Below are 13,251 nucleotides of genomic sequence, written 5' to 3'. Positions count from 1 at the left end.
GTCATGGATTTCCTCATGCAGATCGCCACACAGTTGCTCAATGGCGTCCAATATGGCGTGCTGCTGTTTCTCCTGGCGGCAGGCCTGACCTTGGTCTTCGGCATCATGAGCTTCGTCAATCTGGCACACGGCTCGCTTTATATGCTGGGAGCATATTTTTCAGCGCTCGGTTATGAATACGGCGGGAATTTTGCCTGGGCTGTCATTTCCGCCCTGGCCGGATGCGCCGTCGTAGGCATGGCGCTGGAGCGCCTGGTGATTGCGCGCCTGTATCGCCGCGATCACCTTGACCATGTCTTGGCCACTTTCGGGCTAGTGCTGTTCTTCAACGAACTCGTTCGCATTATCTTCGGCCCCCAGCCATATTTTCTGCCGCTGCCCGCGATCCTGGAGGGAACGGTCGATATCTTCGGCATCAGTTACCCGGCCTATCGCCTTGCCATCATCGTCACGGGCTTGCTGGTGGCGGCTGGATCGCAATGGATGATCAATGGAACCCGTCTCGGCATGCTGATTCGCGCCGGCGCGGTGAATCCTGGGATGATTGGCGCCTTGGGCATCAATATTCGGCTCCTGAACGGATTGCTGTTTGCCATCGGCGCCGTACTGGCCGGCCTGGCCGGCGTGATGGCAGGCCCCATCTTGTCGATTCAATCCGGAATGGGCGAGCCGGTGCTGATTGCGACGCTGGTTGTGATTGTGATCGGCGGAATCGGTTCTATTCGCGGCGCTCTTTATGCCGCGCTGATTGTCGGCATTGCCGACACAATGGGCCGGGCATTTCTTCCGCAGCTCTTCCGCACTCTGATGGATCGCGAGACTGCCACGGCTGCCGGGCCGGCGGTTGCATCCATGCTGGTGTATGTCTTGATGGCAGTGGTTCTAGCCGTCAAACCAAACGGCCTGTTTCCTGCAGGAGGGAAGTAATGGTTTCGCCAAAAAATGTACGAGGCTTCGCGTTCTGGATTCCGCTGATCTTGCTGGGAGCGCTGGCGCTCTTGCCCATCGTCGCTGAGTGGATTGGAGAACCGTTCTTCATCACCCTGTTTGCCCGCATGCTGGTCTATTCGCTGGCGGCGGTCGCGCTGAATCTGGCATTGGGATATGGCGGTCTGGTCAGCTTTGGCCATGCCCTGTTCTTTGGTGTCGGAACCTATTGCGTTGCCATTCCGGCCTTCTATGGGATTGACGCCGGCTGGGTGCATCTTGCCGCTTGCGTGATCGTGTGCGCGATCTTGGGTGTTGTGACAGGATTCATCAGCCTGCGCACCAGTGGGATCGCATTCATCATGATTACGCTGGCATTTGCCCAGATGGGGTACTTCATCTTCGTCAGCCTGAAGCAGTACGGCGGCGACGATGGGATGACAATTGCTTCGCCATCGGTGTTCGGCCCGCTCAACCTGGGCGATCTCAAGAGCCTTTACTACACAGCCTTTGTCATCTTGTGCGCTGCCTTGTTGGCGATGTGGCGAATTCACGGTTCCCCCTTCGGCATGGTCTTGAGGGGGGCTCGTCAAAATGCTCGCCGTATCAATGCTCTGGGATTCCCGGCGCAGAAATATCAGCTCGTCGCATATGTGATTTCCGCGGTGGGGTGTTCTTTGGCCGGAATGTTGTTCGCGAACCTGAATGCATTTGCTTCGCCGAGCTCCTTGGCCTGGTCGATGTCTGGCGATCTCATTGTGATGGTCGTACTCGGCGGAATGGGCTCCGTCTCCGGTCCTTTACTCGGAGCGATGGCGTTTCTCGGGATGGAAGAAATACTCAAGGCATACACGGATCATTGGGCTGCCGTATTCGGTCCGATGATTGTGTTGGTTGCCTTGATGGGGCGCGCAGGCATCGTCGGCGCGTTGTTGAAAATAGATGCTTGGTTCGCATCCAGAAACAACCCGGAGAGCGCGGCAACTCTGATTTCGGCAAAGCTGGCCGGTGAGGAGACGCGATGAATCAAGCGCTACTTGAAACCCGCGGGCTGACCAAGCGATACGGCGGATTGCTGGTGACGGATCAGGTTGACCTGGATATCCGCCCCGGAGAACTGCACGCCATCATCGGTCCCAATGGCGCTGGAAAAACCACGCTCGTTAATCAGCTGTCCGGGGAATTGCGCGCCGACGCAGGAACGATTCATTTTGATGGCCGCAATGTATCCGCGCTAGGCGTATCTCATCGCGCACGCAGCGGGTTACTGCGTTCCTACCAGATCACCGCTGTATTCGAAGAATTCACCGTGCGTGAGAACGTCATGCTTGCCGCTCACGGCGCGCGGCGTCATGGATTTTCGTTTTTCCGATCGCTGCTGGGACAACGAGACCTCGCGACGATCTCAGACGCGGTGATGATGGAAGTCGGTCTGGCGCCAATCGGAAATACTCCCGCCGGCGAGTTGGCCTACGGCCAGCGGCGACAGTTGGAATTGGCGATGGCATTGGCCGCAGAGCCGCGCTTCTTGCTGCTTGACGAGCCGATGGCCGGGATGAGCGGCCAGGAGTCGGCCGCAGTCGTGGCGTTGCTGCAGCGCCTGAAAGGACGATATGGGATCTTGCTGGTGGAGCACGACATGGAGGCGGTTTTTGCGCTGGCGGATCGCATCACCGTCTTGGTCTACGGCAAGGTGATGTTCTGCGGCACTCCGGATGAAATCCGCAATCACCCTGAGGTGAAAGCGATCTATCTGGGCGAGGAGGAATGAGCATGGCGGCACTATTGGAGGTGGAAAACCTCAATGCGTCCTACGGGCAGGCACAAGCGCTATTCGGGGTTGATTTCGACGTGCGTCCCGGTGAAGTGGTAACGCTCCTCGGCCGTAATGGGATGGGACGTTCGACCACGATCAAATGCCTGTTCGGTCTGCTGCGCGCGCAGCGCGGACGCATCACGTTGGCAGGCAGAGACATTCACTCCGCGCCCTCGCACGAGATTGCGCGCATGGGGTTGGGCTTGGTGCCGGAGGGGCGCCAAGTGTTCCCCAATCTGAGCGTGGAAGAGAATCTGGTGGCCACGGCGCGCGCGCCGCGCCAAAAGATGGCGGGTGCGCCGTGGACCCTGGCGCGTGTCTATGGACTGTTCCCGCGTCTTCAAGAGCGTCGTCGTCATCAAGGCTGGCAATTGTCTGGAGGGGAACAACAGATGCTGGCCATTGGACGCGCATTAATGACAAATCCGACGTTGCTGGTACTGGACGAGGCAACAGAAGGCCTGTCGCCACTGGTCCGGCAGGAAATCTGGGCTGCGTTGCGCTCGCTCAAGGGGGAAGGACTGGCCCAGATCGTGATCGACAAAAACATCAAGCCGCTTCTTAAACTGGCCGATCGCCATTTTGTGCTCGAGAAAGGACGTGTGGTGTGGTCTGGCGAGTCAGATGCGTTGGCGTGCGAAACGGCGCTTATTCACCAATATCTCGGAGTCTGAAAGAGTGAACACCGAACGAATTCTCTATAACTACTTTCGCAGTTCATCGTCCTATCGCGTCCGGATCGCGCTGAATCTGAAAGGATTGCCGTTCGACTATCGGGCAGTGCATTTGAATCGCAATGGCGGCGAGCAGTTCGGTGCGGATTTTCAAGCATTGAACCCGCAGTCGTTAGTCCCTGTGCTGGATGACGGTTCCGGCTTAATCAGCCAATCGCTTGCCATTCTTGAATACCTTGAAGAGCGTTATCCGCAGGAGCCGCTTCTGCCAAGTGACGCAGCCAGACGCGCATACGTGCGCCAGGTGGCGGCGACTATCGCTTGCGAGATGCATCCGTTGAACAATCTGCGCGTTCTGAAGTATTTGACTGGCGTTCTGGGTGTATCCGAAGAGCAGAAAAAAGGATGGATTCATCATTGGAACCGTCTCGGATTGCAAGGGCTCGAGATTCAGATCTCGTCATCGCCGTTGCGCGGACGCTTTATCTGCGGCGATTTGCCGAGCCTGGCGGATTGCTGCCTGGTGCCGCAGCTGTTCAACGCCCAGCGCTTTGATGTGGATCTGGAGCCCTATCCGGAATTGCGGGCGATAGCTGCAGAGTGCGAGAAATTGCCGGCTTTCTCTGCTGCACATCCTTCCCGGCAACCCGATTCTGAGTAGGGCACTTCGCCGACACCGTCTTTAGCCACCGATGCAAACCATGCATCGAAGATCAACTTTCATGAAAGAAATCGCAAGGATCTGACAACGACACCACTAGATGGCGTTACACGATAGCCGGCAAATTCAATAGATCGGTCTACGCGGCGCCGTCTTTTCGACAACTACAGGAGGAAAAATGCGGAAGATGAAAATTGCCGGCGCAGTTGCGCTGGCGGGGACGGTTTTTGCCGGCGCGGCGCACGCGCAGAGTTCGGTCACGATCTACGGGATCATCGACACGGCGGTGGCTTACACGACTAACGCCAACGCCAATGGCAATTCGGTAATAAAGATGCCTTCCTTGACTGGCACGTTTCCGTCGCGGATTGGCTTTAAGGGTATCGAGGATCTGGGTGGCGGCTTGCAAGCGCTGTTCGTTCTCGAATCTGGATTCGCCCCGGACTCCGGCGGCATGGGACAAGGCAATCGGCTGTTTGGCCGTCAATCCTTTGTGGGGCTGAAAGGGGGCTGGGGGCAAGTTTCCCTCGGTCGCCAAGTCAACATGACCTTCCTGGCCACAGCGAAAAGCGATGTGATTGGGCCGAGCCTCTTCTCCATCAATAGCATCGATAGCTATCTGCCTAATGCCCGCAGCGACAACGCTGTTGGCTATCTGGGGACTTTCAACGGCTTTACCGCCGGTGCTACCTACAGTTTCGGTCGCGACACTTCCGCGGCCGGCGGCCCATCCGGGACTAACTGTCCCGGCGAAGTGGCAGGTAATGCCAAGGCTTGCCGTCAGATCACGGGCTTGGTGGGATATGACGGTAAAGGCTTCGGTATCACAAGCTCCTACGATGTCATGTACGGCAACACCGGCGCCGCCGGCGGTCTGACAAGCAGCGACAACAAGGACCAGCGCATCACCCTGAACGGTTACTTCATGATCGGAGATGTAAAGATCGGCGGCGGCGTGATTGACCGTCGCGCTCGTGCCGCAGGCAATGTGAGCATCGATTCCGATCTGTACTACCTGGGCGCCAGCTATCCGTTTTCCGCCGCGCTGGTGCTGGATGGCCAGGTGCTGCGCCTGAACGTCAAAGGCAGCAGCAACGACGTGACTTTGTCCGTGGCTCGCCTGACCTACAACCTTTCCAAGCGTACTGCTGTGTACACGTCCATGGGCTACATCAAAAACGGCGGCACTTCTGCGATCGCCGTCGATGCGGGTGGAACGGTCGGGGCAGGGAAGAATCAGTTCGGTTTGATGACTGGTATTCGCCATACGTTCTGAGAAGCATCAGAGTCTTGAGGAGGCGACAAAGGCGTTGGTTGTCTTTCTCTTTGAGTCTCCCCGATCTTGTAGACAGGGGAGACTCCTTTTTAACGGCAGCGATTGACCACTCCACGCTGGGAAGATGCGGTGTTCCAGGAGTACCTGTTCGTTTCAGCGCATTGTCCGTGGCGGATGTGGAGCGTGCACAAAAGGAGTTGCTCATATGCTGATGAAGAGCTTTTATTTGATGGTGGCTGCGGTAGCTCTGGCGCTGGCTGGAAGTTGCCTCGGCTATCTATGCGTTTATGCCGCCAGTGATCCTGTGCTGATCGCGGCGATCACATTGCCGGGCGCAATGGCGAGTGCCTATTTCGCGGCTCGCGCGTATGGCAGAGCGCGTCGGCGAGGCCTGGCTCCGGTAATGACTGCGATGGTAGATGCCGGAATCCACGAAATACTTGATTTAGAGGCCGCCGCTGCCGAGACAGCGACGCTCTCGGCGATAGATGAGCAGCGGTTGTCGGGCTTATTGAAAGATGTCCAGGTATTGCTGCAATTGGTCGAGAAAACCAAGGATGACATGGACAAGGCTGGCGCAATAGCGAAGGAGTCCGGACAAAACGTCAATCACGCCATGACCGCGGTGAGTCAGACAGTCGGATCAATTGCAACGATTGGAACCTATATAGAGAGCTCCTTGAATACGTATAGGGAGCTCACGCTTCAGGCTGCGACCATCGGAAATATTGTCGGTGTGATCCATGAGATATCAAGCCAGACCAATTTGTTGGCGCTGAACGCAGCTATCGAAGCGGCTCGTGCCGGCGAAAGCGGCAGGGGATTTGCCGTCGTGGCAGCTGAAGTGAAGCGGCTTGCTGCTCGCGTAGGCCAATCGAGCATAGAGATCGGAACGATTGCCAAGTCGCTCAGCGAATCCTCGGGAGCTGCCTTGCGCGATGCAGAGAAAGCCGCATCCCAAGTCGGTGTAGGGAAGGCCGGCGCCGAGCAGGCAAACATGGCGATGGGGGGCGTTGTGGACGGCGCCAAACGGCGTCTGGTGCTGGTCCAGGCTGTCAATGATGCATTGGGTAAGCAGCAGCGCGTAACCAGGGCGTTGTCAGTGGAAATGAAAAATCTGCTGCAACAGGGAGGGGCTTAAGAAGTGTTGTGCAAGCAATGGCTGAAATCCATCAATGACGCAGAAATGAGATGCAAGTCCAATCGCGCCAGGTAAGAGCAGCTATAGGATGCCGTGCCTTGGCACAAAGTCTATGCCGGTGCTGGCGCATTTTTTAGGAGATGAGGATGGCTGAAAATCGTGGTGTGGTCTACATGGGGCAGGGCAAGGTAGAAGTGCAAAGTATTCCCTTTCCCAAGATGGAAGACCCAAGCGGCCGAAAGATTGAGCACGGGGTGATTCTTCGGGTTGTATCGACCAATATTTGCGGGTCAGACCAGCATATGGTCCGAGGCCGCACTACGGCTCCAGTTGGCTTGGTGCTGGGGCACGAAATTACCGGCGAAGTGTTGGAGGTGGGGCGAGATGTTGAAACGCTGAGAAAAGGCGATCTTGTCTCGGTCCCGTTTAACGTTGCGTGTGGCCGTTGTCAAACCTGCAAGGAGCAGCACACCGGCGTTTGCTTGAACGTTAATCCATCGCGCGCTGGCGGTGCATATGGCTATGTCGATATGGGAGGATGGATTGGCGGCCAAGCTGAGTATGTATTGGTTCCCTATGCCGACTTCAATCTGCTGAAGTTCCCCGACAGGGACAAGGCAATGGGGAAGATTCGTGATCTGACCTGCTTGTCGGATATTTTGCCGACGGGCTTCCACGGTGCTGTTACCGCGGGTGTCGGGCCGGGTAGTACGGTGTACATCGCCGGCGCGGGGCCTGTCGGTATGGCTGCTGCAGCGTCGGCGAGGCTGCTTGGCGCGGCAGTCACTATTGTGGGCGATGTCAATCCTGCCCGGCTTGCACATGCCCGCGCGGTCGGCTTAGAAACGGTCGATTTGTCCAAAGACGCCACGTTGGGAGCGCAGATTGAACAGCTGCTAGGCAAGCCTGAGGTCGATTGTGCCGTGGATTGCGTGGGTTTTGAGGCGCGAGGTCATGGTCATGCGGGTGCTCAGCATGAAGCACCTGCGACCGTGCTCAATTCGCTGATGGAGATCACACGAGCTGCAGGGAAAATCGGGATTCCTGGCTTGTACGTAACTGATGATCCTGGCGCAAAGGAGGCGGCGGCCAAGCATGGCAGTCTTTCCATCCGATTCGGCCTTGGTTGGGCCAAGTCTCATAGTTTTCATACTGGCCAGACTCCCGTGATGAAGTACAACCGGGCATTGATGCAGGCAATTCTGTGGGATCGCCTGAATATCGCCGAAATCGTCAACGTGCAGGTGATTGGCCTCAAAGATGCAGCGGCTGGATATGGTGAATTTGACGCCGGTGCAGCGAAGAAGTTTGTCATTGATCCGCATGGCTTGTTGAAAGCCGCATAGCGCTTCAATTTAGCAAGCGGCACTTGCGAGCAGAGTGATGTCGTTGTTTTGGCCCGCCAAATGGCGGGCTTTTTTTCGATATGGTCAGGCCTGTTCTTCTCGTTGTAAATAATTACCGTCGCCCTGATGAAAGTCAGGGAACGGCATCGTTCGATGGCCACCGATGCGCGACTAAAGTCATTGGGTCCCGACTTTAGCCAGGACGACTCGTCAGGAAGGCGCGGCTTAACTGAACGGCATTACGAGCCATAGCGGGCTGCATATTGGCGCACAGCCGATTCTTGTATTGGCAAGCATCCGGCAGTGACGGACAATATCATCCCGTTCAGCTTACCGGCGCCATGAAACATTACACCGTTGCCCAGATGGAGGCTTTCCTCGCAATCAGTGATGCGGGTTCATTCCGCGAGGCAGCCGATCGGCTGGGCATCACGCAACCGTCGATCTCCCAGCGCATAAAGGAACTGGAATCCGCCCTGGGTTGCAGCCTCTTTGTCCGCGGCAAGGGAGGCGTCAAGCTATCGGAGTCCGGCCAGATTGCCCTGCAATACGTCCAGCGCGGCTTCGATGTGCTGCAGGAGATGGAGCGCCGGCTGACCAGCGGCGATCCGTTGACCGGTTCCTTGCGCCTTGGCGCTTCCAACACGATCGCCTTGAGCTGCCTGCCCGCGCTGCTCGCGGCATTGGAGCAGCGCCATCCCACCCTGCATGTCGAACTGACCATCAACAACAGTGCCGCCTTGCGCCAGTTGCTCGATGCCCAAAAGCTCGATATCGCTTTCCTGGTCGATGCGCCCATTGGCAACCGGTACACGGTCGAGGAGCTGGCCTCCTTTGAAATCGGCTGGTTCGCCCAGAAGGCGCCGGGTGGGAAGTCGCGTACCCTGTACGCCAAAGACCTGCTCGGCCGCCGCATCGTGACGATGCCGCAGTCATCGCCGTTTCATAACATCATCGGTGAATGGTTCGCCGCCGCCAAGATTCCGCTGCCGGCCCTGGATACCTGCAATGACATGGCGACCCTGGTGCGTCTCGTGCGTACCGGAGTGGCTGCCAGTGTGTTGCCGGCATGCCTGGTCACCAGCGAACTGGCCGATGGCAGTATTGTCCGGCTGCGTGCGACGCCGGCGTTCGCGCCATTGGTGGTGTATGCCGCGTACCGGGCGAAGGCGGAGGGGCGGGCAAGCCAGGTGGTGATCGACATCGCGCGTAACGTGATTGCCGAGGCAGGGATGGGCGTTACGCCAATCGCAACCCGCGTCTGACACGCGGGTTGCGGGGTCGTCTTTTTCAGGGGGCTGCGTAGCGCTTTTCCATGGCGTCGTAACGCGCCTTGTCGACCAGGCGCTGGCGCTCCGCGAAGGGAACGACCAGTTCGGGATTTTCTTCCAGCATGCCTGTCGCTCCCAGTGTCGCGAACGCTTTTTGCATGCCCAGAACGGCGCCTTGCAAGCCGGCGTTGGCGTACAGGACGATGCCGAAGCCCAGTTCCGCCAATCTCGCCTGGGGCAGTGCCGGCGTCTTGCCGCCAATGACGATATTCATCAGCAGCGGCCGCGGCAACAGCGATGGCATCGCTTCGACTTCTTCCAGGGACTCAACCGCTTCCACGAACAGCACGTCGGCGCCGGCTTCGGCGAATGCATGGGCACGGTCGATGGCAGCCTGGTAGCCGTGGATCGCGCAAGCGTCGGTACGGGCGACAATCAGCAGGTTCGGATCGGTGCGCGCGTCTACCGCGGCGCGGATCTTGCCCACCATTTCATCGGTGCCGATGACGTCCTTGCCATTGAAGTGGCCGCATTTTTTCGGATTGACCTGGTCTTCGAGCTGGATGGCATCGGCGCCGGCGCGTTCCAGCGTGCGGACCGCGAAGGCCACATTCACCGCATTGCCGTAGCCGGTATCGGCGTCGACCAGCAAGGGCAGCGAAACCGCATCGCGCACCCGGCTGGTGTGGTCGGCCATGTCGGACAAGCCGATGAAGCTCAGGTCGGGCATGCCGAGGTACATGTTGGTGACTCCGGCGCCGCTCAGGTACAAGGACTTGAATCCGGCATCCGTAGCCACCCGGGCGCTGAGGGCATTGAAAGCGCCTGGCATCAGCAGGCCTTTTCGTTCCTCGACCATCAGGCGGAACAGCGCGCGTCGCTTTGAAGAATCCATCATGTTTCCTTTATGAAGGTTGGCCTTGGCGGCAGGTTCTACGATCAAGTGGAGCTGGTGGCCGCAGCCGCCTGCCGCTGGAAGTGGCGCAGCGGCAGGACCAGCAATACCGTCACGACCAGCACTGCACCCATGACGCCCAGGCCTGCGGCGAAACTGCCGGTCTCTTCCTTCGCCCAGCCGATGACATACGGGCCGGCGAAACCGCCCAATGCGGCGATGCAGTTAATGTACGCGAAACCGGCTGCGGCGCCGACGCCAGTCATGATACGGCCGGGGATCGCCCAGAAAATGGCGCGTGCCGACGTGACGCCGACCAGCGCCAAAGTGAGGCCAACCATCGAGGCGACAGTCGAGTGGGCGAACACCGAGAATGCCAGTCCAACGGCCCCCAATGCGCAGCTCATGCCCAGGTTGCCCAGCGAATTGCCGGTGCGGTCCGAATGCTTGGCCCACAGCAGCATTGCAACGCAGGCGAAGGCGTAGGGGATGGCGGACACCAGGCCGATTTCCAGCGGGGAGGAAAGGAACTGCTTGAGAATCAGCGGCATCCAGACGCCGACGCCGTATGAGCCCACGGTGAAACCGAATTGAATCAAGGCCAGCACGTGGACGCGCGGGTCCCGCAATGCGGTGGCGAAATCCTTGCGGGGTTTGGCGCGTTTTTCGCCTTGCAGCATCTCGTTCATCAGCGTGCGTTCGGATGGGGACAGCCACGCCGCCTTCCCAGGACTGTCGGCCAGGACGTACAGGGCCCAGATGCCGACCAGCGCCGTCGGCAGGCCTTCGACCAGGAACATCCATTTCCAGCCGGCCATGCCCCATACGCCGTCAAGCAGCAGGAGCGCACCGGAGAGCGGGCCGCCGACCAGCGAGGACAGCGGCACCGCCAGCAGGAACCACGCCAGGATGGTGGTGCGGTAGCGGGCAGGGAACCAGCTCGACAGGAAGAACGTCACGCCCGGAAAGAAGCCGGCTTCGGACAGGCCGAGCAGGAGGCGCGCGGCATAGTAGCTGTAGGGGCCGATGACGAGCGCCATGACGGCGGAACAAAGGCCCCAGGTAATCATGATGCGCGCGAGCCAGAGCCGGGCGCCAACGCGAAACAGCATGAGATTGCTGGGCACTTCGAACAGGCTGTAGGCCAGGAAGAAGATGCCGGCGCCGAAACCGAACTGGCTGGCCGTCAGGCCGAGGTCCTTGTTCATCGTCAGGGCCGCAAAACCGACGTTGGTGCGATCCATGTAGTTCAGCAGGTAGCCGAGGATGAGGACGGGCAGGAAGCGCCAGGCCACCTTCTTGATGACGGCCCGCTCTGCCTCTGCGCGCGCAAGGTTGTCGTGCTGCTCCATGTGATGTCTCCCTGTGAAATTATATTGATTGCCGGTGGCGGCGTTTGCCGTCGCCACCGGCGGGTTCAGAATCCGAAAAGCCGTTGCGGCGTATCGCGCCAGATGGTGAGGCGTTGCCGGGCATCCGGCACCCATCTCTCAAAGTCGGCCAGGCACTGCGCGTAGGATTGGGTATCTTCATGCGATACCCACGGCCAATCGCTGCCCCACATGAGCTGCGAGGGGCCGCCGGCTTGCAGCAGCGCCTGCACGTAGCCGTCGGCGGGCATGCCGCCCAGGCGATACGGCGCCGAGAGCTTGACCCAGGTATTGCCGTCGCGCACGCCTGCGAGCACGGCCTGGAATCCTTCGCCGTTGATGCCGCTGTCGGGTTCTGGCGAGCCGAAATGGTCGACCACTACGGCGACGCCGCTGTGCCGGATCGAGCGCAGCACTTGCGGCATCTTTGCGCCTTCGATGTAAAGCTCGATATGCATGCCGGCTTCACGCGCCAGGCCAAAGAGCCGCTGGTACGCTTTGCCGGCGGCGTCGGGCAGGTCGTCCTTGCGCAGCCAGTTCAGCCTCAAGCCGCGGATGCCGCCACTGTACAGGCCGGCAAGCGCCTGCTCCGCGATGTCGGGGGCGACGATGGCGGTGCCGCGCAATCTGTCCGGGTAGCGCTTGAGGGCGGAAAGCAGCAATGCATTGTCCGTTCCGTAAAAGCTGGGTTGGGTCAGCACGCCATGTGTGATGCCGTGCTGATCGAACAGGGCGAGCAACTCTTCTGCCGTGATGTCCCGCTTGGGTTCGGAGTGGCGGCCGGCGACCAATTCGGCATCGCGAAGCATGATGTGGGTATGGCTGTCGACCCGGATGATTTTTTCGGCGCCGGCGGTGGATACGCTTGAATGCATGAAAACCAGTCTCTCGTGTGCGGCCTGAGGCCGTCGCTTGAATATTGGAATTTTTTTCTTCGGTGATTGGCGGGGACTTTACGCAGTTGAGAAACATTCGTCCAATCGATAGTGTTGGCTGAAATTGATTGGTTTTGTCTATGGATTTCTATTCCTCAAGCGCACCAGGCCCAGCCTCCGCAAGACCTTGCCATTGCTTGTTCCGACCCTGTGTCCGCCATCCGGCGGCGGCTTGCGCCGTTGCCGATATAAAGCTATCGTCCTGTACTTTGTGGATGGCCACAGCAGCAAGTAGATTATGGAAAACACTGCGCGCTCAGAAAAAACGAGGCAACTCATCATCCAGGCAGCGCTTTCGGTCATTTCGCGCGATGGGGCAACCCGCCTGACGATTGATGCGATCGCCAAAGAGGCGGGAATCAGCAAAGGCGGGGTGCTGCATCACTTTCGGACCAAGCAGGCCGTTTTGATTGCGCTTCTGGATAACCAGCGTACGCAATATGCCAAGTTCGCACGCGATTTCCTGGAGAACAAAGGCAAAGAGTCATCCGAACCCTCCCTGGCAACGCAGATTTCGATCCTGCGCGAGGCGACGAAGCAACCCCAATCCGTTGCATTGGCGATCCTGGGCGCCATTAGCGAGCAGCCATCGCTGCTTGACGGGTTGCGGGCCGCCGATGCCGTCAACATCGCCGCGATCAGGAACGAATCTCCCGATCCTGAGCTTGCGATTCTGCGCTGGACCGCTGCAAGGGGCTTGCTGTGGACATCCTTGTTCAATATGTGTCCATTGACAGATGAGGAGCGCGAGCACTATTTCGACCTGCTGCTCAACGATCCGCGCTGGCAGGAACCGGCTCGCAAGAAGGGCAAGAGCAAGCCTGCCGCCAAGTAACCCCGCGTACCTGTGAAGGCGTTTTTGTCGCCGCAGGCTTAAACGCCAGACGAGCCAGGCAAGAAGCATGCTGATGGCCCTGTCTGCGGTTTTTCAATCCCTGT

General features: G+C 58.9%; 13 protein-coding genes. 10 read left to right on the top strand and 3 right to left on the bottom strand.

The features are described from left to right. The first annotated feature begins 3 nt into the window (after window positions 1-3). From AKL28_RS16570 to AKL28_RS16530, 9 genes are all read left to right on the top strand, one after another. Window positions 4-927 (top strand): branched-chain amino acid ABC transporter permease, encoded by a 924-nt coding sequence (locus tag AKL28_RS16570; protein ID WP_050469257.1) that lies wholly within the window; start codon window positions 4-6, stop codon window positions 925-927. Beyond that, entirely contained in the window at window positions 927-1,952 is a 1,026-nt protein-coding gene (locus AKL28_RS16565; RefSeq protein WP_050469256.1) for a branched-chain amino acid ABC transporter permease, read from the top strand. Before AKL28_RS16570 ends, AKL28_RS16565 begins: the two co-directional genes overlap by 1 nt. Beyond that, on the top strand, window positions 1,949-2,698 hold the full coding sequence (locus AKL28_RS16560; RefSeq protein ID WP_050469255.1) for an ABC transporter ATP-binding protein: 750 nt from the start codon (window positions 1,949-1,951) through the stop codon (window positions 2,696-2,698). Before AKL28_RS16565 ends, AKL28_RS16560 begins: the two co-directional genes overlap by 4 nt. A 2-nt stretch (window positions 2,699-2,700) precedes the next feature. After that, entirely contained in the window at window positions 2,701-3,417 is a 717-nt protein-coding gene (locus AKL28_RS16555; protein ID WP_050469254.1) for an ABC transporter ATP-binding protein, read from the top strand. Between the two features lie 4 nt (window positions 3,418-3,421). Beyond that, window positions 3,422-4,078: a maleylacetoacetate isomerase gene (maiA, locus tag AKL28_RS16550; RefSeq protein WP_050469253.1), complete on the top strand. Its 657-nt coding sequence runs from the start codon at window positions 3,422-3,424 to the stop codon at window positions 4,076-4,078. A 178-nt stretch (window positions 4,079-4,256) separates the two neighbouring features. Continuing rightward, window positions 4,257-5,354: a porin gene (locus AKL28_RS16545; RefSeq protein ID WP_050469252.1), complete on the top strand. Its 1,098-nt coding sequence runs from the start codon at window positions 4,257-4,259 to the stop codon at window positions 5,352-5,354. A gap of 205 nt (window positions 5,355-5,559) precedes the next feature. Beyond that, entirely contained in the window at window positions 5,560-6,495 is a 936-nt protein-coding gene (locus tag AKL28_RS25315; RefSeq protein ID WP_050469251.1) for a methyl-accepting chemotaxis protein, read from the top strand. Window positions 6,496-6,641: 146 nt separating this feature from the next. Further along, window positions 6,642-7,841: a formaldehyde dehydrogenase, glutathione-independent gene (gene fdhA, locus AKL28_RS16535; RefSeq protein ID WP_050469250.1), complete on the top strand. Its 1,200-nt coding sequence runs from the start codon at window positions 6,642-6,644 to the stop codon at window positions 7,839-7,841. A gap of 341 nt (window positions 7,842-8,182) precedes the next feature. Further along, a complete protein-coding gene (locus AKL28_RS16530; protein WP_082221540.1) occupies window positions 8,183-9,106 on the top strand; it encodes a LysR family transcriptional regulator in 924 nt (307 codons plus the stop codon). Between the two features lie 25 nt (window positions 9,107-9,131). Here AKL28_RS16530 and AKL28_RS16525 read toward each other — a convergent pair whose 3' ends face one another. The 3 genes from AKL28_RS16525 to AKL28_RS16515 form a co-directional block, all read right to left on the bottom strand. Beyond that, complete coding sequence (locus tag AKL28_RS16525; RefSeq protein WP_050469248.1) at window positions 9,132-10,010, bottom strand: isocitrate lyase/PEP mutase family protein; 879 nt, start codon at window positions 10,008-10,010, stop codon at window positions 9,132-9,134. A 41-nt stretch (window positions 10,011-10,051) separates the two neighbouring features. Next, window positions 10,052-11,359: an MFS transporter gene (locus tag AKL28_RS16520; RefSeq protein WP_050469247.1), complete on the bottom strand. Its 1,308-nt coding sequence runs from the start codon at window positions 11,357-11,359 to the stop codon at window positions 10,052-10,054. 65 nt (window positions 11,360-11,424) lie between these two features. Beyond that, the gene (locus tag AKL28_RS16515) at window positions 11,425-12,252 is read right to left on the bottom strand and encodes an amidohydrolase family protein (protein WP_050469246.1); all 828 of its coding nucleotides are present in this window, start codon (window positions 12,250-12,252) and stop codon (window positions 11,425-11,427) included. Between the two features lie 298 nt (window positions 12,253-12,550). Between AKL28_RS16515 and AKL28_RS16510 the strand changes: the two genes are divergently transcribed. Then, window positions 12,551-13,147 (top strand): TetR/AcrR family transcriptional regulator, encoded by a 597-nt coding sequence (locus AKL28_RS16510; RefSeq protein WP_050469245.1) that lies wholly within the window; start codon window positions 12,551-12,553, stop codon window positions 13,145-13,147. Window positions 13,148-13,251: the final 104 nt, after the last annotated feature.

Source organism: Herbaspirillum chlorophenolicum (genome assembly GCF_001189955.1).
In the GTDB taxonomy this organism is placed as follows: Bacteria; Pseudomonadota; Gammaproteobacteria; order Burkholderiales; family Burkholderiaceae_D; genus Herbaspirillum; species Herbaspirillum chlorophenolicum.
Note: the sequence above shows the minus strand (reverse complement) of the source record. Positions and strands in the feature narration are given on the sequence as shown.

Bases quoted from the DNA above. Each gene is read 5' to 3' on its own strand.
- AKL28_RS16525 (WP_050469248.1), bottom strand. From the start codon at position 10,010: ATGATGGATTCTTCAAAGCGACGCGCGCTGTTCCGCCTGATGGTCGAG.
- AKL28_RS16530 (WP_082221540.1), top strand. From the start codon at position 8,183: ATGAAACATTACACCGTTGCCCAGATGGAGGCTTTCCTCGCAATCAGT.
- AKL28_RS16560 (WP_050469255.1), top strand. From the start codon at position 1,949: ATGAATCAAGCGCTACTTGAAACCCGCGGGCTGACCAAGCGATACGGC.
- AKL28_RS16510 (WP_050469245.1), top strand. From the start codon at position 12,551: ATGGAAAACACTGCGCGCTCAGAAAAAACGAGGCAACTCATCATCCAG.
- AKL28_RS16570 (WP_050469257.1), top strand. From the start codon at position 4: ATGGATTTCCTCATGCAGATCGCCACACAGTTGCTCAATGGCGTCCAA.
- AKL28_RS16515 (WP_050469246.1), bottom strand. From the start codon at position 12,252: ATGCATTCAAGCGTATCCACCGCCGGCGCCGAAAAAATCATCCGGGTC.
- AKL28_RS16555 (WP_050469254.1), top strand. From the start codon at position 2,701: ATGGCGGCACTATTGGAGGTGGAAAACCTCAATGCGTCCTACGGGCAG.
- AKL28_RS16545 (WP_050469252.1), top strand. From the start codon at position 4,257: ATGCGGAAGATGAAAATTGCCGGCGCAGTTGCGCTGGCGGGGACGGTT.
- AKL28_RS16520 (WP_050469247.1), bottom strand. From the start codon at position 11,359: ATGGAGCAGCACGACAACCTTGCGCGCGCAGAGGCAGAGCGGGCCGTC.
- AKL28_RS25315 (WP_050469251.1), top strand. From the start codon at position 5,560: ATGCTGATGAAGAGCTTTTATTTGATGGTGGCTGCGGTAGCTCTGGCG.
- fdhA (WP_050469250.1), top strand. From the start codon at position 6,642: ATGGCTGAAAATCGTGGTGTGGTCTACATGGGGCAGGGCAAGGTAGAA.
- AKL28_RS16565 (WP_050469256.1), top strand. From the start codon at position 927: ATGGTTTCGCCAAAAAATGTACGAGGCTTCGCGTTCTGGATTCCGCTG.